The sequence below is a fragment of the Neisseria basseii genome, assembly GCF_962707005.1.
Taxonomy (GTDB): domain Bacteria; phylum Pseudomonadota; class Gammaproteobacteria; order Burkholderiales; family Neisseriaceae; genus Neisseria; species Neisseria bergeri.
This window is the reverse complement of sequence record NZ_CAUIXH010000010.1, coordinates 54,649-78,094: the sequence shown is the minus strand read 5'-3', so window position 1 is coordinate 78,094 and position 23,446 is coordinate 54,649. Positions and strand designations below refer to the sequence as shown.

The window sequence follows — 23,446 nt, the reverse complement described above, 5'->3', positions numbered from 1 at the left end:
AAGTGTGCCTGTTGCTGCTTAAAAGGCGGTCGGATGCCTGATTATCGGGTGTCTGGGGAGGATTAAGGGGGTATTTGGGTAGAGTTAGGGAGTGATTGGTGGCGAAAACAGCCGAAAACCTGTGTTGGGGTTTTGATTGTTGGGGGAAAAGGAATTTTGCAAAGGTCTCGGCCTACAAGTTTAAAATTTAAATTTCCAGCTAAATAAGGTTTTACTATGAATAAAGAAACAGCAGAAGAAATACAATGCGGATTTGAATATTTGGCCTTTGATGATTTTACTCCGATATCTTTTGCACCACTAGGGCGCGAACCGCAAACATGGCAATGGCAATTTGCAGTTGAATTTATATATCGGCTATTAGTATGTGAATTGGCTATTTTATGGCCTTTTACATTTGATAAAAAACAAGAGATATTCCTGTTTTGCCAGGAATTTGCAAAACAAAATCCTTTTGGTACGGAAAATAATGAATTATGGTATTCTGAGGAAATTACATTAACAAAAAAAGGCTTGGATTTAGTTAAATTTTATATTCCCGAACTATTCGAATGCGAAGATTTGCCATTTGAGCTTAATCATTCGTTCATTCTAGCGCTAGAATCTATTTTTCTAGATTATGAAGTTCCATGGGAGGAAAATAATCCATTAATACCTATAAAAATATTAGATAATAAATAAATTACGTAGGTAGGCTCAAAATTTCTTTAGAGACGATTAAGAAGCAAGCTATAGCCCATATGAAATCTTTAGTTTTCCATAGGTTCGATTCTCGAATCCGACATTTTGGGCGTTGCTGCAATGGATTGCAACAACGGGAATATTAAAGGTTTTGTCGGATACAAGTATCCGACTTAGAGTTGCTTGCTGAACAGCATCAAGGCGGCATTCATCGAGCAGATGGAGCATTAAGAAATCTTCAAAAACATTTGGATAGATAATATGTTTGAACGAATAAAAAATTCTTCTATTATTGTGAATAATTTCGATGAATATTCATTATGCCAAGAGAAAAATCTATTTTTTAAATTACCAGATAGTGATTTTATAGAGTTAGAAAAGCATATCCAAATCCCATATGATTTATTCTGCTTTTGGAAAGAAATTGGTTATGGTTTTCTTACTGTAAATGAAAGTGGAAGTATTCGCTCAGAGTCCGATAATCGAATTATGGATCCTTTATCCATTTTAGATATATTGATTGGGGAGTCAGAACAAGTTTCTTCTGATTTTGTTATTGAGCCATATCAAGTACCATTTTTCGAAAGATTTAGTGAATATTTTATTTGTTTTGATAGGAGAAATTTAGATAAGCCTAAACAACCTGTCTATTGGATATGGGATATGGAAAATCCGTTAGCTGACTCAATAGAGAGTTTTATTTACAAGTTATTTGAAAATCCTGATTTTTTAAATGAAATTTAGTAGGTCGGATTCTTGAATCCGACCTACGCTTGCTTCAGACGGCATTTTTCTCACTTCGCCCCAAACAACAAATTCTCCTTAATCCCCCGTATCCTATCCCTCAACACAGCCGCCTCTTCAAACTGCAAATCTCTAGCCGCCTGCTGCATGGCTTTTTCCAGTTTGGCGATTTCTTTAATCGCATCTTCTTCATTGTGGATTTCGCCGACTTTAACCTTGTTTTTGCCTTTCAGACGGCTTTTGCCGCCGTCTTCTTCGTGGTACACGCCGTCGATGATGTCTTTGACCTGTTTTTTAATCTGCTGCGGTACGATGCCGTGTTCTTCGTTGAATTTAATCTGTTTTTCGCGTCGGCGTTCGGTTTCGTCGATGGCGGCTTTCATGGAGTCGGTGATTTTGTCGGCGTACAGGATGGCGACGCCGTTCACGTTGCGGGCGGCGCGGCCTATGGTTTGAATCAGGCTGCGGTGGGAGCGCAGGAAGCCTTCTTTGTCTGCGTCGAGGATGGCGACGAGGGAAACTTCGGGGATGTCGAGGCCTTCGCGCAAGAGGTTGATGCCGACGAGTACGTCAAATAGACCGAGCCGCAAATCCCTAATAATTTCAACGCGCTCAACAGTGTCAATGTCGCTGTGCAGGTAGCGTACTTTGATGCCGAGTTCGCTGTAATAGTCGGTGAGTTGCTCCGCCATGCGTTTGGTGAGGGTGGTAACGAGCACGCGTTCGCCTTTTTGGATGCGGTCGTTGATTTCACTCATTAAATCATCGACTTGGGTGGCGACGGGGCGGATGATGATTTGTGGGTCGACCAGCCCTGTGGGGCGGACGACTTGTTCGACGACTTGTCCGGCGTGTTCTTCTTCGTATTTGGCGGGGGTGGCGGAAACAAAGACGGTTTGCGGCATGACTTTTTCAAATTCGTGGAATTTGAGCGGTCGGTTGTCGCGGGCGGAGGGCAGGCGGAAGCCGTAGTCCACGAGGTTTTGTTTGCGCGATGCGTCGCCTTTATACATGCCGCCGATTTGGGTAACGGTAACGTGGCTTTCGTCAATGAACATGATGGCGTTGTCGGGCAGGTAGTCCATCAACGTGGGCGGCGGTTCGCCTTCTTTTTTGCCGGAGAAGTGGCGGGAGTAGTTTTCGATGCCTTTGCAGAAGCCCATTTCGTAGAGCATTTCGAGGTCGAAGCGGGTGCGCTGTTCGATGCGTTGTTGTTCGACGGGGCGTTGTTCGCGGGCGAAGAATTCGATGCGTTCGCGCAATTCTTCTTTGATGGACTCGCAGGCGCGCAATACGGTGTCGCGCGGGGTAACGTAGTGGCTGGACGGGAAGACGGTGTAGCGGCCGACGCGTTGGATAAGGCCGCCTGAAAGCGGGTCGAACATATCGAGGCGGTCGATTTCGTCGTCAAACAGGCTGATGCGCAAGGCGTTTTCGGAGCTTTCGGCGGGATACACGTCAATCACGTCGCCGCGCACGCGGAAGCTGCCGCGTTTGAAGTCCAAATCACCGCGTTCGTACTGCATGGAAACGAGCGTGGCGATGATGTCGCGCTGCTCGATGGTGTCGCCTTCTTTGACGGACAATACCATTTGTTGATATTCGGTCGGGTCGCCGATACCGTAAATGGCAGACACGGTGGCGACGATAATCACGTCGTCGCGCGTCATCAGGTTTTTGGTGGCGGAAAGGCGCATTTGCTCGATGTGTTCGTTGATCGCGCTGTCTTTTTCGATGAACAAGTCGCGGCTGGGCACATAGGCTTCGGGCTGGTAATAGTCGTAGTAGGAGACAAAATATTCCACCGCGTTTTCGGGGAAAAACTCGCGCATTTCGGCATAAAGCTGGGCGGCAAGGGTTTTGTTGTGCGCCATGATGATGGCGGGTCGGCCACTTTGGGCGATGACGTTCGCCATGGTGTAGGTTTTGCCCGAACCAGTTACGCCGAGCAAGGTTTGATAGGCAAGACCGTCTGAAAGCCCTTCGAGCAGGCCGGCAATGGCGGTGGGCTGGTCGCCTGCTGGCGGGAAAGGTTGGTGGAGTTTGAAGGGGGAATCGGGGTATCGGATAACTTCCATAATCTTGCCTGTGATGCGTTTGTGGACAAAGCGTGTAGTAGGGATAGGTCAGAAACGTCTTTCAGACGGCATGGAATAAAAGACATTCCCGACCGTATGCCGTCTGAACTCAACCGCAATCCCAAGTGAATGCCGTTTTGGAAAAATCGCATTTTTCCAAATCTTCGGGCGCGATAAAGAAATTGCCGACACCCATATCGCCCCACATAATGTCTATTCCTTCGTTCTCGTCATATTGGCTTTCCAATTGGAACAGCAGTTCATAGCCTTCCAAACTGCCGCCGCGCGGATCGTATTGGGCAAAGCAGGGATAACCGCCAATACAGTGTCCCGCCTGATTGGAGGCTTCCCGATAGTTCTCGTAAAGCCGCCAATCGTTGTTACCCGTATCCGTAACCCTTTCGAGAATCAGCTTGCGCATTTCCGGAAAAGTCTGATCGAAACGGTAATCGTCGAAAGACAGATATTGCGTCTCCGGTTCGGAAAAAACCATGCGGAATTCTTCCTCTGCATCAAACGGCAGACCGACTCCGAAATCCCCGAAATCGGAATATGCCGGAAGATCCGAACACAGACCTTCCTGCCGCACTTCGCGATGGTACAAAACACGGAATCCCTTTTGGGCACGCAAGTCGTCGAAATCCATGCCCGACAAATCGTCGTAACCGTCGACAAAGAACTGGACGATGCCTTCAGTCGGATAGTCCGGCAGATGCGGCATTTGGGCAAAGTTGATTTGTGCCAGCAGGGAAAGCGGTTGTCCTTGGTCGTTTTGGGGATATTCCATACCCTCCGGCAGATAAGGTCTGCCACCGACCTTGCTGTCCCACAGTTCTACTGTCTCTTTCTTCAAAGAAAAACGCACGACGGGTTTTGCCGTGGCTGCAATTTTCTCTGCAAACGGTTCAAATTCCGGTAAAAAATCGCTCATAACCTGTCCTTTCAAACATAATATGCCGTCTGAAACCCTTTCAGACGGCATCGTCAAAACCTACTTCTTATCTTTTTTGTCTTTACTTGAAACCGGCTTTTTCGCCGCCAGCCCCAAAGACTTCTGCCACTGCTCGGGCGACTTGACCAAATCCAAAGCCTTGCGCAACTGCTCATCTTTGGCAGGGTTGGGAATCCGCCTTGAAGACAAATCCTCATCCTTTTTCTTTTTGCCTTTTTCTTTTGCAGCGGGTTTATCCCCATTTTCTTCAACCGGCACGGCAAGGGTTTCACTATTGACATCCTCGCCGCCCAAAGGATTGCCGATGTGTCCGACCAAATCCGCCTCACGGCTTTCAAAAGCACGTTCCTTATCTTTTACCTCGACATCCGGAACAATCCCCTGCGCCTGAATGGAACGGTCGTTCGGCGTGTAATACAGGGCGGTCGTCAACTTGACCGCGCTGCCGTTAGACAAGGGAATCAAAGTCTGAACCGAACCTTTGCCGAAGCTCTGCGTACCGACAATCACCGCGCGTTTGTGGTCCTGCAATGCACCTGCGACAATTTCCGAAGCGGAAGCCGAACCCGAATTGATCAACACCGTCATCGGAACGGTTTTCAACTCGGCAGGAATACCCGCCAAAGGATCGCCGCCCATACCGTACATATAATCTTCGGGAACGGCTTTCAGTACCATGCCGTCTTTGCCGTCGCGCCCCTTGGTACTGACGACGACCGCTTCAGACGGCAGAAACGCCGCCGACACGCCGACCGCGCCGGTCAAAAGCCCGCCGGGGTCGTCGCGCAAATCCAACACCAGCCCCTTGAGCGGTCTGCCTTTGTTTTCCTTTACCAGCTCTTTTGCGGCGGTATTGACGCTTTCGACCGTCTTCTCTTGGAACTGCGACACGCGGATATAGCCGTAATCCGGCTCGAGCAAATAATGGCGGACGCTTTTCACTTTAATGATGGCGCGCGTCAGGTTGACGACTATCGGCTTGTCGGCATTTTTACGCGACAGCGTCAAAGTAATCTTCGTACCCGGCTTACCCCTCATTTTTTTAACTGCTTCGCTGACTGTCATCCCGCGCGTCGAAACATTATCGATTTTCACAATGAAGTCGCCGCTTTTCACCCCTGCCCGTTCCGCAGGCGTATCCTCAATCGGTGCGATAACTTTGACAAATCCGTCTTCTTGACCGATTTCCATGCCTAGGCCGCCAAACTCCCCGCTGGTAGACTCCTTCATTTCCGCATAACCTTTTTTATCCATATATTCGGAATGCGGATCCAAATCGGCAACCATACCCTTCATCGCACCTTCGAAAAGATCGGCATCGGGTTTATCCTGATAGTAGTTTGCCTTAATCTGACCGTAAACCTCCGCCATTGTGCGGATGGATTGTACCGGCAAGACTTCGTTATCCCGCCTGTCCTTCTCGGCGGCAAAACCCTGCACCGCCAGACTGACGGCAACGCCGCTGATTGCGCCCAGGGTATAAAGTGCGATTTTCTTGAAAACAGGTTTCGACATTCTTCTTTAACTTTCTCTCTTGATTTTCCGAAAACGGAAACACAGCCATTGAAAACGTATTGAAAACGGCAGGATTTGCAACGGGACGCGCCGCAGCGGACAATCCGCGCAAAACCTGCCTTTTTATTTTCCCAATCAACGTATCCAGCTCGAAGGATTCAACACCTGACCTTGATAACGTATTTGCAGGTAAAGCCCCTCTTCCCCGTCCGGCAGCGACCCGCTCGTGCCGATTTTGCTTCCCGCAGAAACCGGCTGCCCCTTGCCGGCGGAAATTTCGCTCAAACCGGCATAGATGCTGATGTAGTTCTCGCCGTGATCGACCACGACCACTTTACCGTAGCCGTCCAACTCGTCCGCATAACTCACCGTTCCCGGCGCAATGCTTTCAACCGTTGCAGGTGCAGTGGAATAGAACACGCCTTTCCAAACATCGCCGCCGTTGCGGTTTTTCCCGAAAAGTCCGGTCGGCACACCGTCAACCGGTTTTTTCAAACGTCCCTGCATGCGGCTGAAACTGTCGGCACTGCCGATACCCATAACCGGAGGGGCTTGGATGCTCCTATCTTCGGCAGTCAGGTTGGACATTGCCGCACGTCGTGCCTCAGCCTGCTGCTGCGCCGCTTCTTTTTCTTTTCTGGCTTTTTCGGCAGCCGCCAGTCTGGCTTCCGCCAGTTTTCTTTTTGCTTCCGCATCCTGAATGCGGTGTTCGGCCTTTTTCTTCTCCAAATTGCTCAAGAGCTTGTTCAGTTGCTGCTCGTTTTCTTTCTGTTCCAGCAGTTTTTGGGCATCTTTGGCGATTTTGGCATTTTGCCTGCGGCTTTCCGCCTGTTCCGCAGCATCGGTTACACCCTGTTTTTTCAGGAGTGATTGGACGTTTGCCTGAATTTTCTTCAAACGGGCAAGTTCATTGTTGATTTTCTGCTCTTGCGCCGCCAATGCCTTCTGCTGCTTTTCCAAATCCTTGACGACTTCCTGATTGGAGGCGTTCACATAACGCGTATAGCGCAAAAAGCGGTTTTTCTGACCCAGTTCGGCGTTTTTCAGGAACAGGGCGACCGCATTCGGCTGGCTGTTTTTATAGTTCCCCGATACGAAACGGGAAATCTGCGCTTTCGCGCCGGCAACTTCCGTTTTCAAACGGTTCAGCTCGGCATTGAGGTTTTGAAACTTGTCCCAAGCCTCGCGCTGTTTGCGGTTGACGGAAGCAAGGTTGCCGCGCGCCTGACGGATACGCTCTTGGCGGATACGCTCTTCCTGAAGCTGTTTGAGGGAATTGCTGACATGAAGCAGCATTCCTTCGCTTTGTTTGAGCAGGGCTTTTTTGTTTTCGACATCATTGGTGGCAGCGGCAACGGCGGCCTTCAATTCGTCGGAATCGGTTTTGGCATTTTTCTCTTCCGTGTGTTTTTTGTTCTGTTTCACTGCTTTGCCGTCCTTGTCGGTACGGTCTTTTTTATTTGCAGAAACAGTGTCTTTTTCCGCCTTGCCGCCCTTGCGCGGATTGTCCTGTCCTTTTGCCTCTTTTTTGCCTTGTTTGTTTTCAGGCTGTGTTTTTGCGTTTTTTTCTTTGGATTCGGGCACAGGCTTGCCATATGCCTTTTTGTGTTCCGCCTTCGATTCTTTATCCTCTCCGCGTCCTTTGAGCGCAGACTGCTTGGATGTTGCCTCCTTCTCTGCTTCTTTGCGGTTTTTGGCGTTTTTTCTGGACTCTTTGCCCTCTTTTTCCTCCTCTTTGCCACCTGTTTTTTTATCTCTCACTGCGGCATTTTTGCCTTTTTCTTTTTTGCCTTCCGCCGCTTCTGGCTGTTCTTTTTTGTTCTTCGCCTGTTTTTTCACTTCGGCGGAACGGTTGTGTGCCGCGTTGTGGGCGGCAACGACGGGCGTGGAAAAAACGAGCATCAGGGCAAGCAGGAGGGGTTTGTAGCGCATGGTTCGGCCTTCGGAAAAAGTTGGATAATACTGAAGGCTGCACGAAAGCAGCCGGACGTTTGGATTATACTGTCAGTTATGCCGTCTGAAAATGCCGTTTGCCCAATCTTGCACCTTCTTTGCACAGACACTTGCAATCGGTTCAAACAGCCTTATATTGTGCGGCATATTTTCAATGCTGCAACGGATATTGTGTTCCGACATACAGGGTAGCACATTAAGCCGCGTACCGTATGTTGCCCGATTCGGGAGCGTGCGCCCATCCAAACAAAGCAAGCCCTGCCGCCTTCCGGAAAACGGTGATTCAACCGATAAGGAAATTTTGATGAACAGACTGCTACTGCTGTCTGCCGCTGTTCTGCTGACTGCCTGCGGCAGCGGCGAAACCGATAAAATCGGACGGGTCAGCACCGTTTTCAATATGCTGGGCAAAAACGACCGTATCGAAGTGGAAGGATTCGACGATCCCGACGTTCGAGGGGTTGCCTGTTATATTTCGTATGCAAAAAAAGGCGGTTTGAAGGAAATGGTCAATTTGGAAGAGGACGCGTCCGACGCATCGGTTTCGTGCGTTCAGACGGCATCTTCGATTTCTTTTGACGAAACCGCCGTACGCAAACCGAAAGAAGTTTTCAAGCGCGGTACGAGCTTCGCGTTCAAGAGCCGACAGATTATCCGTTATTATGATCCGAAACGTAAAACTTTCGCTTATTTGGTTTACAGCGATAAAATCGTCCAAGGTTCTCCGAAAAATTCCTTAAGTGCAGTTTCCTGTTTCGGCAGCGGCATACCGCAAACCGACGGGGTGCAAACCGATACTTCCGGCAAACTGCTTGCCGGCACCTGCATTATTTCCAACCCGATAGAAAATCCCGACAAACGCTGATTATGAACCTGTCCAACCACTTTCTCGTCGCCATGCCCGATATGGAAGACGCGTTTTTTGCACAATCGGTCGTCTATATCTGCAAACACGATGAAGACGGCGCACTCGGCATCGCCATCAACAAACCCTCTCCGATTACGATGGACATGATTTTTTCCGCCACCGGCAAAAACATCCCCATGCGGATGCAGCACGACAGCGTGATGATGGGCGGGCCGGTGCAAGTCGAGCGAGGTTATGTCGTGCATACCCCGATCGGCAACTGGCAAAGCAGCATCGGCGTTTCAGACGGCATCGCGCTGACCTCTTCCCGCGATGTGCTTGAAAACATTTCACGCGAAGGTGCGGTTGACAAAGCCTTGATCAGCATAGGCTATTCGAGCTGGAGCAAAGGGCAGCTCGAACGCGAACTTGCCGACAATGCGTGGCTGACCGTTCCCGCCGACGAACACATCCTGTTCGACATCCCCTACGAACACCGTTACGCCGCCGCATTCGCCAAACTCGGCATCGACCCGCTCGCCCTGTTTTCGGGAGCCGGTCATGCATAAAATCCCAAAAGGAACGGCACTGGCGTTCGACTTCGGCGAAGCGCGCATCGGCGTGGCACAGGGCGATGCGGAATTGGGGCTGTCCCATCCGCTGGCCACCGTTACCGGCGGCAGCAACGATGAAAAATTCGCGGCAATCGCCAAGCTGGTTCAAGAATGGCAGCCGCGTTATTTTGTCGTCGGTCTGCCTGTCCATACCGACGGCGCGGAACATGAAATGACGCACCTGTCGCGCAAGTTCGGACGCAGGCTGCACGGCAGATTCGGGCTTCCCGTCTATTGGGTGGACGAACGCCTCTCGTCCGTCTATGCGGAAGGCCTGCTTTCAGAAGCACAAGTTTTTGGCAAAAAAAGGAAATCCGTTCTCGACCAAGTAGCCGCACAGGCAATCCTGCAAAGTTTCTTCGAAGGTGGTTCGGAAGAATTTTTCAACGGACGGGACGAATAAGTCTGCCTTATTTTCGGGCTACCGTAAAAAAAGCTTCTGCAAGCCCGTCCAATTCCAGTTCCAATCTGTCCCCCTCACTGATTTTCCCTACACCTGAAGGTGTTCCGGTAAATACTAGATCGCCTTTTTTCAAGCCATAGGACAGAACCAGCTCGCATAAAACCATCCTGAGCGGGTAAATCATCATTTCCGTGTTGCCCCGCTGTTTCAATATACCGTTCTGCCTCAATGAAAAAAGGAAGGATTGTCTGGAAACCTTGTTCGCCGCCACAAAATCCGAAACACATGCAGAATGCCTGAATCCCTTTGCCTTCAACCAAGGCAGTCCTTTTTCCTTCAGACGGCATTGAATATCCCGTGCCGTAAGGTCCAGCCCTACACCATATCCTGCGACACATCCCAAAATATCTTCACCCTCGCCCATGCCGTCTGAATCCTTACCGACCAGCAACACAAGCTCGCACTCAAAATGTACATCCCTACTGAATTCGGGCAGCAAGATTGTACCGCCGCTATTCAAAATGCTGCCTGACGGCTTCATAAACACCACAGGTTCGGAAGGTATTTCGTTTTTTAACTCTTCGATATGTGCGGCATAGTTCCTGCCGATACAGAAAATATTGCCGACTTCAACTGCTTCTCCTTCTAAAAATACTGAAGCCACTTCACTTTCTCCCCAAATAAAAATGCCGTCTGAAATTATTTTCAGACGGCATTTGACCAAGCTTACGCATTTAATGAAGCTGTTACACGTGCAACAATTTCTCCGATCGGAACCGATTGCGCTTCGTTGTCGCGACGTTCGGCGTATTCGACATTGCCTTCTTTCAGGGCGCGGTCGCCGATGACGATGCGGTGCGGGATGCCCAGAAGCTCGGAGTCGTTCAGCAGCACGCCTGCGCGTTCGTCGCGGTCGTCGAGAAGGACGTCCGCGCCTGCCGCCAGCAGTTCGGCGTAGATTTTGTCGGCGGTTTCGCGCACGGCATCTGATTTTTTGTAGTTCATCGGTACGATAACGACTTCAAACGGCGCCATCGCTTTTGTCCAGATGATGCCTTTTTCGTCGTTGTTCTGCTCGATGGCGGCGGCAACGACGCGGGTGATGCCGATGCCGTAGCAGCCCATTTCCATGATTTGCGATTTGCCGTTGTTGTCAAGGAAGCTTACGTTCATGGCTTGGGTGTATTTGTCGCGCAATTGGAAAACGTGTCCGACTTCGATGCCGCGCGCCAGTTTCAGACGACCTTGTCCGTCGGGGCTTTCGTCGCCTTCGACGACGTTGCGCAAATCGATGAATTCAGGCTCGGCGGCGTCGCGGACGAAGTTGAAGCCGGTATAGTGGTAGTCGTCTTCGTTCGCGCCGATGACCCAGTCCACGCCTTTCTCGGTGGCGAAATCGGCATAGACTTTGCCTTTAAAGCCAACAGGGCCGAGCGAGCCGCCGTTTGCGCCGAACTGCGCGCGGATGGCGGCAGGGTCTGCCATGGTCAGTGGCGATTTCACGCCTGCGAGTTTTTCGGCTTTGATGTCGTTGAACTCATGGTCGCCGCGCAACAGCAATAAGACGATTTCGCCTTCGTTTTCGCCTTCGACCACGATGGATTTCAGTGTTTTTTCAATCGGAATGCTGAGGAAATCAACCAATGAATCAATGGTTTTGACGTTCGGCGTGTGTACTTTGGCCAGCTCTGCCTGAGCGGCCGCGCGTTCACCTTTGAGCGGCAAGGTCGGTGCCAGCTCGATATTGGCGGCGTAATCGGAAGTGTCGCTGTATGCAATCACATCTTCGCCGCTTTCCGCCAACACTTGAAACTCGTGCGAACCGGTGCCGCCGATGCTGCCGGTGTCTGCGGCGACGGGGCGGAACGCCAAGCCCAGACGGGTGAAGATGCGGCAGTAAGCGTCGTACATGGCATCATAGGTCGTCTGAAGCGAGGCATAGTCGGCATGGAAGGAATAGGCATCTTTCATGACGAACTCACGTGCGCGCATCACGCCAAAGCGCGGACGCACTTCGTCGCGGAATTTGGTTTGGATGTGGTAAAAGTTTTTTGGCAGCTGTTTGTAGCTGTTGATTTCTTTGCGCACGATGTCGGCGATGACTTCCTCGCAGGTCGGACCCATGCAGAAATCGCGGTCGTGGCGGTCTTTCAGACGCAGCAGTTCTCTACCGTAAAATTCCCAGCGGCCGGATTCCTGCCACAGCTCGGCAGGCTGCACCACCGGCATCAGCAACTCCACGCTGCCCGCGCGCGCCATTTCTTCGCGCACGACGTTTTCAACTTTGCGCAACACGCGCAGCCCCATCGGCATCCAAGTATAAAGACCGGATGCGTTGGCTTTAATCAGACCGGCGCGAATCATGAGCTTGTGGCTAGCAAGCGCGGCTTCGGCAGGGGCTTCTTTCAGGGTGGAAATGAAAAATTGGCTGGCTTTCATAAAAGTATTTTTCCAAACAGGCAGATTCAAAAGTAAATCGGGTGCAGATTGTAACGCGAAAAAAGCAGGTTTTGCACCAACCTCCAAAATTCACCCCCTGCCCCAAGCACGGGACAAATCCGATTACAGACGGCAAAAACATAACCAGAAACATCATATTGAACATAATTACATGATTTTTATAGATTTAAATGTGCCTATTTTTTAATCAAAATAAGCGTACATTTGTTGCGTAAGACTTTTTTAACACAAGCCGTGGCTTATCAACACGGTTATCCACAAAGCTTGTGTATAGATTTTCTACAATAGGGAAATTGCCGGCAGAGACATAATGATTCGATATCCCACAATTCCGAAAAAATATAACCAAAATCAAACAGAATATTTCGAAATCAAAAAGACTTGGCCTTACCAAACGCCAACTTCAGTATAAAACCTGCTTTTAAAAGCATAGTTATTTGCCAGCAGACCCGATTGCTGATAGGATTTCGTGTGGAGCAGACCGAACATTTTTTTCAAGTTTTCCCTTGTTTCCAAGACTTTTATAATTTTTTGAAAACATTGGACTTAAATTGTTTTGTTTCGGTTTGATTTAGAAATTTTCGTTTTTGCTTATTATTTTTCACAAACGAAAATAAAGGGGTTGGCTACACCCTCCCTGCCGATTAAACACTCAACATAAAGGATAGATACTATGTCCACCCAATTACACGATGTTGACCCTATCGAAACCCAAGAGTGGCTGGACGCGTTAAGCTCCGTCCTCGAATATGAAGGCGGCGAACGCGCGCAATACCTCTTGGAAAACCTGGTCAAATACTGCCGCGACAAAGGCGTACGTATGCCACACGGCACGACCACCCCGTATTTGAATACCGTTTCGGTTGAAAACGAAAAAGGCATTCCGGGCGACCAAAACATCGAACACCGCATCCGTGCATTCGTGCGCTGGAACGCCGCCGCCATCGTATTGCGCGCCGGTAAAAAAGATTTGGAGCTGGGTGGTCATATCGCATCTTTCCAATCTGCCGCAACCATGTACGAAGTGGGTTTCAACCACTTCTGGAAAGCTAAAGGCGAAGGCGAAGAAGGTGATTTGGTATTCTTCCAAGGCCACGTTTCTCCAGGTATCTATGCCCGCGCTTTCGTTGAAGGCCGTCTGACTGAAGACCAACTGAACAATTTCCGTCAGGAAGTGGACGGACAGGGTCTGCCTTCTTACCCGCATCCGCACTTGCTGCCTGATTTCTGGCAATTCCCGACCGTATCTATGGGCTTGGGTCCGATCATGGCGATTTACCAAGCCCGTTTCCTGAAATACTTGGAATCCCGCGGTCTGGCAAAAACCAAAGGCCGTAAAGTATGGTGTTTCTGTGGCGACGGCGAAATGGACGAACCTGAATCACAAGGCGCCATCGCATTGGCAGCACGCGAAGGTTTGGATAACCTGATTTTCGTCATCAACTGTAACCTGCAACGTTTGGACGGTCCTGTCCGCGGTAACGGCAAAATCATCCAAGAATTGGAAGGCAACTTTGCCGGCGCAGGCTGGAATGTTGTCAAAGTTATTTGGGGCCGCCGTTGGGACCGCCTCTTGGCAAAAGACAAAGACGGCATCCTGCGCAAACGCATGGAAGAATGTTTGGACGGCGACTACCAAACTTACAAATCCAAAGACGGTGCGTACGTGCGCGAACACTTCTTCAATACCCCTGAATTGAAAGCATTGGTTGCCGATATGACCGATGACGAAATTTGGGCATTGAACCGCGGCGGTCACGACCCTCAAAAAGTGTACAACGCTTATGACCGCGCAGCTAACCATGCAGACGGCAAACCTACCGTAATTTTGGCGAAAACCATTAAAGGTTATGGTATGGGTGCATCCGGTGAAGGTCAAAACGTTGCCCACCAAGCCAAAAAAATGGACAAAGCGTCTCTGAAACAATTCCGCGACCGCTTTGACATTCCGGTTACCGACGAGCAAATCGACAGCGGCGATCTGCCTTACCTGACTTTTGCTCCCGACAGTGAAGAGTACAAATACCTGCACGCACGCCGCGAAGCTTTGGGCGGCTACCTGCCTCAACGCAAGCCTACCCAAGAAGTTCTGGAAGTGCCTGAATTGTCAGCATTTGAGACTCAACTGAAATCCAGCGGCGACCGTGAATTCTCAACCACCATGGCTTTCGTCCGCATTCTGTCTACTTTGCTGAAAGACAAAAAAATCGGCAAACGCGTCGTACCTATCGTTCCTGACGAAAGCCGTACCTTTGGTATGGAAGGCATGTTCCGCCAATACGGTATTTGGAATCCGAAAGGCCAACAATATACCCCGCAAGACAAAGACCAACTGATGTTCTATAAAGAGTCTGTTGACGGTCAAATCCTGCAAGAAGGTATTAACGAGCCTGGCGCGATGGCTGACTGGATTGCTGCAGCGACCAGCTATGCCAACAGCGACTTCGCGATGATTCCGTTCTACATTTACTACTCTATGTTCGGTTTCCAACGTATCGGCGACTTGGCATGGGCTGCCGGCGATATGCACGCACGCGGCTTCCTGTTGGGCGGTACTGCCGGTCGTACGACCTTGAACGGCGAAGGCCTGCAGCACGAAGACGGCCACAGCCACATTCAAGCTGATTTGATCCCGAACTGCGTAACATACGATCCGACCTTCCAATACGAAGTGGCCGTTATCGTACATGATGGCCTGCGCCGTATGTACGTCAACCATGAAGACGTGTTCTACTACATCACCTTGATGAACGAGAACTACACTCACCCGGATATGCCCGAAGGCGTGGAACAAGACATCCTGAAAGGTATGTACTTGCTGAAAGCCGGCGGTAAAGGCGACAAGAAAGTTCAATTGATGGGTTCCGGTACCATCCTGCAAGAAGTGATTGCCGGTGCCGAATTGCTGAAAGCTGACTTCGGCGTAGAAGCAGACATTTGGTCTTGCCCGTCCTTCAACTTGCTGCACCGCGATGCCATCGAAGTAGAACGTTTCAACCGCCTGCATCCGTTGGAAGCTGAAAAAGTACCTTTTGTTACCTCACAACTGCAAGGTCATGACGGTCCAGTTATCGCCGCTACCGACTATATCCGCAGCTATGCCGACCGTATCCGCGCGTACATCCCGAACGACTACCATGTCTTGGGTACCGATGGTTTCGGCCGTTCCGACAGCCGTGCCAACCTGCGCCGCTTCTTCGAAGTGGACCGCTACAACGTTGTCGTGGCAGCATTGAGCGCATTGGCAGAACAAGGCAAAGTCAGCAAAGAAACCGTTCAACAAGCCATCGAAAAATACGGCATCAATGCCGACGTGGCGCCAAGCTGGAAACGCTAATCCTGTTTTCAGACGACCTCAAAGTCAATCTGCTTGTGAGGTCGTCTGAATCAAGAATACGTTGACGGTTTGTATAACGGACAAACCTTGAATTACCGGGCAGCGGGCGCAAGTCGTGCAAAAGGTTCGAAGCGCAGAAAAGTTGTCTTGGAAATGGTTATCCGTGCCGGAAAACATAAGTGATGTCGTCTGAAACTGTTTTTCAGACGACCTCAAACCGAAATCATCAAAGGAACTCAAATGAGTATCGTAGAAATCAAAGTACCCGATATTGGCGGTCATGAAAACGTCGATATCATCGCAGTAGAAGTCAAAGCGGGCGACACCATCGCCGTTGACGACACCCTGATTACACTGGAAACCGACAAAGCCACTATGGACGTACCTGCCGATGCAGCAGGGGTTGTGAAAGAAGTGAAAGTCAAAGTCGGCGACAAAATCTCCGAAGGCGGCGTGATTCTGACTGTTGAAACCGGTGCTGCCGCTGCTGAGGCTGCTCCGGCTTCTGCCGCTGAAGCACAACCTGCGCCTGCCGCTGCACCCACTGCTGCTCCCGCAGGCGGTGCAACCGTTCAAGTAGCCGTTCCTGATATTGGCGGTCATACTGATGTAGATGTAATCGCCGTTGAAGTCAAAGTGGGCGACACCGTTGCCGAAAACGACACGCTGATTACTTTGGAAACTGACAAAGCGACTATGGACGTACCTTGTACTGCCGCCGGTGTCGTTAAAGCCGTATTCCTGAAAGTCGGCGACAAAGTATCCGAAGGTACTGCCATTATCGAAGTGGAAACTGCCGGTTCTGCCGCCGCTCCCGCTCCCGCGCCTGCTCAAGCCGCTGCGCCGGCAGCGACACCTGCTCCGGCTGCCGCGCCTGCCGCCGCTCCGGCTCCTGTTGCCGCACCTGCCGCTGCCAAAATCGACGAAGCCGCTTTCGCCAAAGCACACGCGGGTCCTTCCGCACGCAAACTGGCGCGCGAATTGGGTGTGGATTTAGGTCAAGTCAAAGGTACCGGCTTGAAAGGCCGTATCATGGGCGATGACATTAAGGCCTTTGTGAAATCTGTAATGCAAGGCGGTGCGGCGAAACCTGCTGCTGCCGGCGCATCTTTGGGCGGCGGTCTAGACTTGCTGCCGTGGCCTAAAGTGGACTTCTCCAAATTCGGCAATGTCGAAGTTAAAGAGTTGTCCCGCATTAAGAAAATTTCCGGTCAAAACCTGTCCCGCAACTGGGTAGTTATCCCGCACGTTACCGTACACGAAGAAGCGGACATGACCGAATTGGAAGAATTCCGCAAACAGCTGAACAAAGAATGGGAACGCGAAGGCGTGAAACTGTCTCCGTTGGCGTTCATCATCAAAGCCTCCGTTTCCGCGCTGAAAGCCTTCCCAGAGTTCAACGCTTCTTTGGACGGCGACAATCTGGTTCTGAAAAACTACTTCAACATCGGTTTCGCAGCTGATACGCCGAACGGCTTGGTTGTTCCCGTAATCAAAGACGTGGATCAAAAAGGTCTGAAAGAAATCAGCCAAGAGCTGACCGAATTGTCTAAAAAAGCCCGCGAAGGCAAGCTCAAACCGCAAGAAATGCAAGGCGCCTGCTTTACCATTTCCAGCTTGGGCGGCATCGGCGGTACAAGCTTCACTCCGATTGTGAACGCACCTGAAGTCGCTATTTTGGGCGTGTGCAAATCCCAAATCAAACCGGTTTGGAACGGCAAAGAGTTCGCTCCTCGCCTGATGTGTCCGTTGAGCCTGTCCTTCGACCACCGCGTTATCGACGGTGCCGCCGGTATGCGCTTCACCGTATTCCTGGCGAACCTGTTGAAAGACTTCCGCCGCATTACCCTGTAATCCGAGCGTATTTTCAGACGACCTTCGGCATACAACCCGACAGGTCGTCTGAAAATAGAAGTCCGAATATCATTCAGAAAGATTAGACATGAGCTTAGTTGAATTGAAAGTGCCCGACATTGGCGGACACGAAAATGTAGATATTATTGCGGTTGAAGTGAACGTAGGTGACACCATCGCCGTTGACGATACCCTGATTACCCTGGAAACCGACAAAGCGACGATGGACGTGCCTGCCGAAGTTGCGGGCGTGGTCAAAGAAGTCAAAGTCAAAGTCGGCGACAAAATTTCCGAAGGCGGCTTGATTGTAGTCGTTGAAGCCGAAGGCGCGGCTGCCGCTCCTAAAGCAGAAGCTCCTGCTGCTGCCCCTGCGCAAGAAGCCCCTAAAGCTGCCGCTCCTGCACCGCAAGCGTCGCAATTCGGCGGTTCTGCCGATGCAGAGTACGACGTGGTCGTATTGGGTGGCGGCCCCGGTGGTTACTCCGCTGCATTTGCCGCTGCTGACGAAGGCTTGAAAGTTGCCATCGTTGAGCGTTACAAAACCTTGGGCGGCGTTTGCTTGAACGTCGGCTGTATCCCTTCCAAAGCATTATTGCACAACGCTGCCGTTATCGACGAAGTGCGCCACTTGGCTGCCAACGGCATCAAATACCCCGAGCCTGAACTCGACATCGACATGTTGCGCGGCTACAAAGAAGGTGTGGTTTCCCGCCTGACTACCGGTTTGGCAGGCATGGCAAAAGGCCGTAAAGTGGACGTTATCCAAGGCGACGGCCAATTCTTGGATCCGCACCACTTGGAAGTGTCGCTGACTACCGGCGACGTGTACGAGCAAGCTACGCCTACCGGCGAGAAAAAAATCGTTGCGTTCAAAAACTGTATCATCGCAGCGGGCAGCCGCGTAACCAAGCTGCCGTTTATCCCTGAAGATCCGCGCATCATCGATTCCAGCGGCGCTTTGGCTCTGAAAGAAGTACCGGGCAAACTGCTGATTATCGGCGGCGGCATTATCGGCCTCGAGATGGGTACGGTTTACAGCACGCTGGGTTCGCGTTTGGATGTGGTTGAAATGATGGACGGCCTGATGCAAGGCGCAGACCGCGACTTGGTGAAAGTATGGCAAAAACAAAACGAATACCGTTTTGACAACATTATGGTCAACACCAAAACCGTTGCAGTCGAGCCGAAAGAAGACGGCGTTTACGTTACCTTTGAAGGCGCGAACGCGCCGAAAGAGCCGCAACGCTACGATGCCGTATTGGTTGCCGCCGGCCGCGCGCCCAACGGCAAACTCATCAGCGCGGAAAAAGCAGGCGTTGCCGTAACCGATCGCGGCTTCATCGAAGTGGACAAACAAATGCGTACTAATGTGCCGCACATCTACGCCATCGGCGACATCGTCGGTCAACCGATGTTGGCGCACAAAGCCGTTCACGAAGGCCACGTTGCCGCCGAAAACTGTGCCGGCCACAAAGCCTACTTCGACGCGCGCGTGATTCCGGGCGTTGCCTACACCTCCCCCGAAGTGGCGTGGGTGGGCGAAACCGAGTTGTCCGCCAAAGCATCCGGCCGCAAAATCACCAAAGCCAACTTCCCGTGGGCGGCTTCCGGCCGTGCGATTGCCAACGGTTGCGACAACGGCTTTACCAAGCTGATTTTCGATGCCGAAACCGGCCGCATCATCGGCGGCGGCATTGTCGGTCCGAACGGTGGCGACATGATCGGCGAAGTCTGCCTTGCCATCGAAATGGGCTGCGATGCGGCAGACATCGGCAAAACCATCCACCCGCACCCGACCTTGGGCGAATCCATCGGTATGGCGGCGGAAGTGGCATTGGGCGTATGTACCGACCTGCCTCCGCAAAAGAAAAAATAAATCCGACTGAATAAACAGCCATAAGGTTTATTTGAGCAAATGCCGTCTGAAATGTTCAGACGGCATTTTCTGTTTTACAGCGGATTAAAATATTCCCTACGTCCTGCCTAAAAACGAATCCGACACGGCTTATCTGAAGGAATGGTTGAAAACGGCAGTTTCCAATACAACAAAATGCCGCCTGAACATTTCAGACGGCATTTGCCCCATTACTGCTGCGGCTCTGAAACCATATCGCCTTCATCAAAATCCGGCTCCGGTTCGTTTTGCAACGTTTTACCGTTCAGTTTCAACTGATTGTTTTTCAGAGAAATAGCAGTATCAATCTGGTCGCCGTTCAAAGTCAGATATTTTTCCCTTGCCATACTCTGAACCGTACTGTCCACCATCAGGCGCAAAGTCTCGTTGATGTCGTCAAGACTTGCCCTGCCTTCCGCCTCATCTTCGGCATTGATGCTGAAAATATTGCCTGCCTGACTGACCGCCAAGTCTTCCAGCATTTTTTGAGGCACGCTCATTCTGATGTCTGCCTCGGTTTTCTTCAACATCAGTCCCAATTGGTTCAAATCTTCCTTCTTCAGATCTTTAAACATAATTTTCCCGCCCACATCGATTTTGCCCGACGGAAGCGTGAAACGGAACGTTTTGATGTCGAGTACCGGATTATGGGTAAATAATCCGGAAGCCTCGCCTTTGACGGCGGCAATCAAATCATTGCGGATTTGTTCCTCGGTCATTTTTTTGGCGGAAATTTGTGCAAACTTGCGTTTCAATACGGTTAAGGCAGAAGCATCGAGGTGTTCGGCAGCGATATGGATGTCCAGCGGGCCGTATTTTTCATCGCCGTACACCAGCGTATCGAAACGGAACCGCCCTTCGCTATCGATAAACGCGCCCGATTCCCCGGTCTTGGTTGAAAAAGCCAGCCTGCCGACTTCAATTTTGGAAGGTGCGATGCTGCCGTTGGGATTGATAAACGCGCCAATCTGCAAATCGGTAACGAGGTTGACCAGTTCGTTCAATTTGACGTTGTAATCGACACCCTCTTTCCATTCTAAGGAAAATTTTTCCAAAGTCAGATTGCTGCTGCCCAAAGCAAGCGGGTTGATGCCGTCTGAAGTTTCCGAATCGAAATGCACTTTTTCAAACGCGGCATCGCCTTTGTCTGCCAGCTTGATTTTGAACAAGGGCGCATCATAGCTGTTGCGGTAGCTTTTGAAACCTTTTTGATAAACCGTTTCCCCCGTCAGGCCTTCCCAGTGCAGCCTGATGCCCGACAGTTCTTCATAATCGAAGGCGGGAACGCCGACTTCCATCTTGCCGCTGCCGTTAAAATAAACGGTATTGGCAAGGGAAACCGGAGCTTGTTTCCCAAAAAAGCGTTCCAGAACTTTTTCCGTTTCAGGCGCGTATTTGAACTCGGTTTCAATGTGCGCCTGCGTGCCGAATCCGCCGGCAAAAGGACCGTGCGTGATATGGTTTACCAGCGTAACCGGCTGTTCCAACACTGTTTTCAGGTTGTCCGGCAGGTATTTCCGGGCATTATTCAGCAACTCCGGTTTCAAGCGGATGACCGTCGTTTCCGTAGAGGTAAACCAGCCGCGGTCATATTGGTGCGATTCGACGGTCAAGAAGCCCGTTTCCTGCAATATTTTTTGCTGCTGCGTCAGGCTTTCTTCGGCTTTGACACCCAAATAATAAGGTGTACCCAAAGCAACGCCGAGCAATGCTGCAGCAACCGAAATCAAAGGTTTTTTCATCACTTCAAACAAGCAGGTTTCAAAGGCACTAGAATAGCATTATTTAAGCATATCCCGCCATATCTCTTTAAAAGAAATGCCGTCTGAAACCTGTTCGGACGGCATTTTCCGGATGCGGAGAAATCAGAAATCCAATTCCGCCTTCAGCCAGTAAGTACGCGGCATACCGACGACGGCGAAGCTGCGGTCAAATTGTCCGCGCTGTACCTGCCAGTAGTTTTTGTTGAATAGGTTTTCTACCGAGCTGCTGACGGTCAGGGTGTTTTTGCCGAGCTTGGTTTTGTAGCGCGCGCCTACGTCAACCAAAGTGTAAGACGGGAAGGCGTATTGTTTTTGCGTGTCTTGGTAAGACTTGCCGAAATACGAAACATTGCCGTTCAAGGTCAAACCTTTGGCAAACGGTGTATCCCATTCCACGCCTGCTTTGGCAATCACGCGCGGATTGGCGACTTGTACGCCGTTAACCAGCATATCGCGCGAATTCGGATAATTCTTCACGGTCGATTGCAGATACATCAGACCAAAAGTCGGACGCAGGGTTTTGTTCAACAGGTTGGCGTATGCGTTGAACTCGATACCGCGACTGCGTTCCATTCCTTGCTCGTCGCCCGCCTCGCCTCCTGCTGCTTTGTATGCTGCAAAACCAGTACCTGTTTTGGTATTGCCGCGCCAGTATCCCGGGCGTTTGATTTGGAATGCGTTCAGCGTCGTTACGAAATCGCCCCAGTTTTTGCGTACGCCGATTTCAAACTGGCGGCTGACGCGCGGTTTCGCCATCGTGGTGTCGCCTGTGCCGTCGTCTTTGATGTCGGCAGGCTCAAGGTCTTCCATATAATTGCCGTAAACCACCAAATCAGGCTGCGGAACCCACGCCGCCATCAGCATCGGGCTGAAGCGTTTGGCATTACCGCTCTGCGATTTTTTCTTGTCGGTGTATTCAACCGCTTGGAAACGACCGCCCAAAGTCAAGCGATATTTGTTGTCGGCAAAGCCCAAGGTGTCGGACAAGGCAAGGCTGTTGACTTTGATATTGGCATCCTTGGTGGCGGAGTTCTTCCAAGAATTGGGATAGTCGGCTGTAAACGATGCCAATTGATGCTCAATATTTTCGTTTGCCTTCACTTCTGCCTTGTTTGTTCCGGCTTTACTACCATCGATCGTTGCACGTTGACGGATGATGCGGTCGAAAGCCGTACTCCAGTTGTGTGTTACCGGGCCGGTTTCAAATTCGCCGCGTGCGGTCAGGTTCATACTCAATGTGCGGAAATATTGGTCGGTCAGTTTCGCCGTGCCGGTGTGGTATTGCTTGGCACTTGTGCAGGTAGCGGTTTGGTCGCTCGCACCGCTTGTACCGCAAACGGTCGGGGAAATCAGCGTACCGTAATAACGCGCTTTGTTGTAGCCGATACCGCCTGTAATCTGTGCATTGTCAAACGCATCCCATTCAAAGGTCAGCATATTGGTTTCGCCGACGGTATTTTGCCAGTTCCAAGAAGGCAGCAGATTGGTTTTACCATCGGGCGCGTCAAACAAGCGTCCGTTGGCGTTTTGAATATCTTGCATACGCGCGCGGCCGCCGTTGGTTTTGCGTTTCGCGTAGATGGAATCAAACGCCACGCGCAATTTTTCGCCGCGATAGTCGGCATTCAAGGCAAATTCTTTGTTGTCTTCGCTGTAACCGTGGCGCGGGGTGTCGCCGTGGCGCAGTTTGCCATTGGCGCGCACACCGAATTCTTTGTTTTCGCCGAAGCGTTGGCCCAAGTCGAACGTACCTTGGACGCGGTTGTTGCTGAACCAGCCCAAACCGATTTTGCGGTTGCCTTCATCGGCGGCTTTTTTGGTCTCGATATTGACGGAGCCGGATACCGCGCCTTCAGGGTCCATGCCGTTTACGGCGGTGGACGCGCCTTTAATCAGTTGTGCGGAGCCGACTTGCACGCTCGCCGTGCCTTGCGTGCCGTACATACCTGCCAAACCGTTGACGCTGAATTGGCGCGCATCAAGCTGATAACCGCGGAAATACAGACCGGTCAGCGTGTTGCTTTCGCCGCCGAACTGCCAAACGGAAGCGTCTTTTTTCGCTACGGCATCCACCAAAGTACGCGCTTCGGTGTTGTTGAGGGCTTGTTCGTCGTAGTTGACGACGGTAATCGGCGCGGTAAAGGCGTTGGCTTTGCCCAATACGCCCAAGTTCACGCGGTCGCGCAAATCACCGTCGCTGGCAATGGAGTAAGAACGGGCGGCTTTGACGCGTTTGGCATCGGCACGGACATGAACCTGTCCGAGTTCACCCTGCTGCGGAACATTGTCGGCGGCAGACGAAAACGCACTCAAAATCAACAGCGGCATTAAGGCAAGTTTTTTGTTCATGA

The 23,446-nt window shown here is 51.0% G+C and carries 16 protein-coding genes; 8 read left to right on the top strand and 8 right to left on the bottom strand.

The genetic code is table 11. The annotated features are described in order from the left end of the window. The first annotated feature begins 216 nt into the window (after positions 1-216). On the top strand, positions 217-681 hold the full coding sequence (locus tag Q9I99_RS06825) for a hypothetical protein (protein WP_301666827.1): 465 nt from the start codon (positions 217-219) through the stop codon (positions 679-681). A 261-nt stretch (positions 682-942) separates the two neighbouring features. Then, positions 943-1,425 carry a hypothetical protein gene (locus tag Q9I99_RS06820; RefSeq protein WP_301666826.1) on the top strand — a complete coding sequence of 161 codons (483 nt, stop codon included), beginning with the start codon at positions 943-945 and terminating at the stop codon, positions 1,423-1,425. A gap of 50 nt (positions 1,426-1,475) precedes the next feature. On the opposite strand, the gene uvrB is transcribed toward Q9I99_RS06820, so the two are convergent. The 4 genes from uvrB to Q9I99_RS06800 all read right to left on the bottom strand — a co-directional run bounded on the left by uvrB (position 1,476) and on the right by Q9I99_RS06800 (position 7,902). Then, positions 1,476-3,503 carry an excinuclease ABC subunit UvrB gene (gene uvrB, locus Q9I99_RS06815; protein ID WP_301666825.1) on the bottom strand — a complete coding sequence of 676 codons (2,028 nt, stop codon included), beginning with the start codon at positions 3,501-3,503 and terminating at the stop codon, positions 1,476-1,478. A gap of 109 nt (positions 3,504-3,612) precedes the next feature. Further along, the gene (locus tag Q9I99_RS06810) at positions 3,613-4,434 is read right to left on the bottom strand and encodes a YwqG family protein (protein WP_301666833.1); all 822 of its coding nucleotides are present in this window, start codon (positions 4,432-4,434) and stop codon (positions 3,613-3,615) included. A gap of 60 nt (positions 4,435-4,494) precedes the next feature. Continuing rightward, complete coding sequence (locus tag Q9I99_RS06805; RefSeq protein WP_301666824.1) at positions 4,495-5,970, bottom strand: S41 family peptidase; 1,476 nt, start codon at positions 5,968-5,970, stop codon at positions 4,495-4,497. 135 nt (positions 5,971-6,105) lie between these two features. Then, a complete protein-coding gene (locus tag Q9I99_RS06800; RefSeq protein WP_301666823.1) occupies positions 6,106-7,902 on the bottom strand; it encodes a peptidoglycan DD-metalloendopeptidase family protein in 1,797 nt (598 codons plus the stop codon). Between the two features lie 325 nt (positions 7,903-8,227). On the opposite strand from Q9I99_RS06800, the gene Q9I99_RS06795 reads away from it, so the two are divergent. The 3 genes from Q9I99_RS06795 to ruvX are packed head-to-tail and all read left to right on the top strand — an operon-like array spanning position 8,228 to position 9,787. Beyond that, positions 8,228-8,788, top strand: coding sequence for a CreA family protein (locus Q9I99_RS06795; RefSeq protein ID WP_301666822.1), 561 nt, complete (start codon positions 8,228-8,230; stop codon positions 8,786-8,788). 2 nt (positions 8,789-8,790) lie between these two features. Then, positions 8,791-9,339, top strand: a complete 549-nt coding sequence (locus Q9I99_RS06790) for a YqgE/AlgH family protein (protein ID WP_301666821.1) — start codon at positions 8,791-8,793, stop codon at positions 9,337-9,339. Continuing rightward, complete coding sequence (gene ruvX, locus Q9I99_RS06785) at positions 9,332-9,787, top strand: Holliday junction resolvase RuvX (RefSeq protein WP_301666820.1); 456 nt, start codon at positions 9,332-9,334, stop codon at positions 9,785-9,787. Before Q9I99_RS06790 ends, ruvX begins: the two co-directional genes overlap by 8 nt. 7 nt (positions 9,788-9,794) lie before the next feature. Here ruvX and Q9I99_RS06780 read toward each other — a convergent pair whose 3' ends face one another. Together Q9I99_RS06780 and Q9I99_RS06775 are read right to left on the bottom strand one after the other, a co-directional pair. Further along, positions 9,795-10,451 (bottom strand): fumarylacetoacetate hydrolase family protein, encoded by a 657-nt coding sequence (locus Q9I99_RS06780; protein ID WP_301666819.1) that lies wholly within the window; start codon positions 10,449-10,451, stop codon positions 9,795-9,797. A gap of 62 nt (positions 10,452-10,513) precedes the next feature. Beyond that, the gene (locus Q9I99_RS06775) at positions 10,514-12,226 is read right to left on the bottom strand and encodes a proline--tRNA ligase (protein WP_301666818.1); all 1,713 of its coding nucleotides are present in this window, start codon (positions 12,224-12,226) and stop codon (positions 10,514-10,516) included. Positions 12,227-12,920: 694 nt separating this feature from the next. Here Q9I99_RS06775 and aceE point away from each other — a divergent pair. From aceE to lpdA, 3 genes are all read left to right on the top strand, one after another. Beyond that, positions 12,921-15,584, top strand: a complete 2,664-nt coding sequence (aceE, locus tag Q9I99_RS06770) for a pyruvate dehydrogenase (acetyl-transferring), homodimeric type (protein ID WP_301666817.1) — start codon at positions 12,921-12,923, stop codon at positions 15,582-15,584. Positions 15,585-15,824: 240 nt separating this feature from the next. Continuing rightward, positions 15,825-17,438: a dihydrolipoyllysine-residue acetyltransferase gene (gene aceF / locus Q9I99_RS06765; protein ID WP_301666816.1), complete on the top strand. Its 1,614-nt coding sequence runs from the start codon at positions 15,825-15,827 to the stop codon at positions 17,436-17,438. An 88-nt stretch (positions 17,439-17,526) separates the two neighbouring features. Continuing rightward, positions 17,527-19,314, top strand: coding sequence for a dihydrolipoyl dehydrogenase (gene lpdA / locus Q9I99_RS06760; protein WP_301666815.1), 1,788 nt, complete (start codon positions 17,527-17,529; stop codon positions 19,312-19,314). Between the two features lie 209 nt (positions 19,315-19,523). On the opposite strand, the gene Q9I99_RS06755 is transcribed toward lpdA, so the two are convergent. Both Q9I99_RS06755 and Q9I99_RS06750 read right to left on the bottom strand, forming a co-directional pair. Further along, the gene (locus Q9I99_RS06755; RefSeq protein ID WP_301666814.1) at positions 19,524-21,074 is read right to left on the bottom strand and encodes a YdgA family protein; all 1,551 of its coding nucleotides are present in this window, start codon (positions 21,072-21,074) and stop codon (positions 19,524-19,526) included. 123 nt (positions 21,075-21,197) lie between these two features. Further along, entirely contained in the window at positions 21,198-23,444 is a 2,247-nt protein-coding gene (locus Q9I99_RS06750) for a TonB-dependent receptor (protein ID WP_301666813.1), read from the bottom strand. Positions 23,445-23,446: the final 2 nt, after the last annotated feature.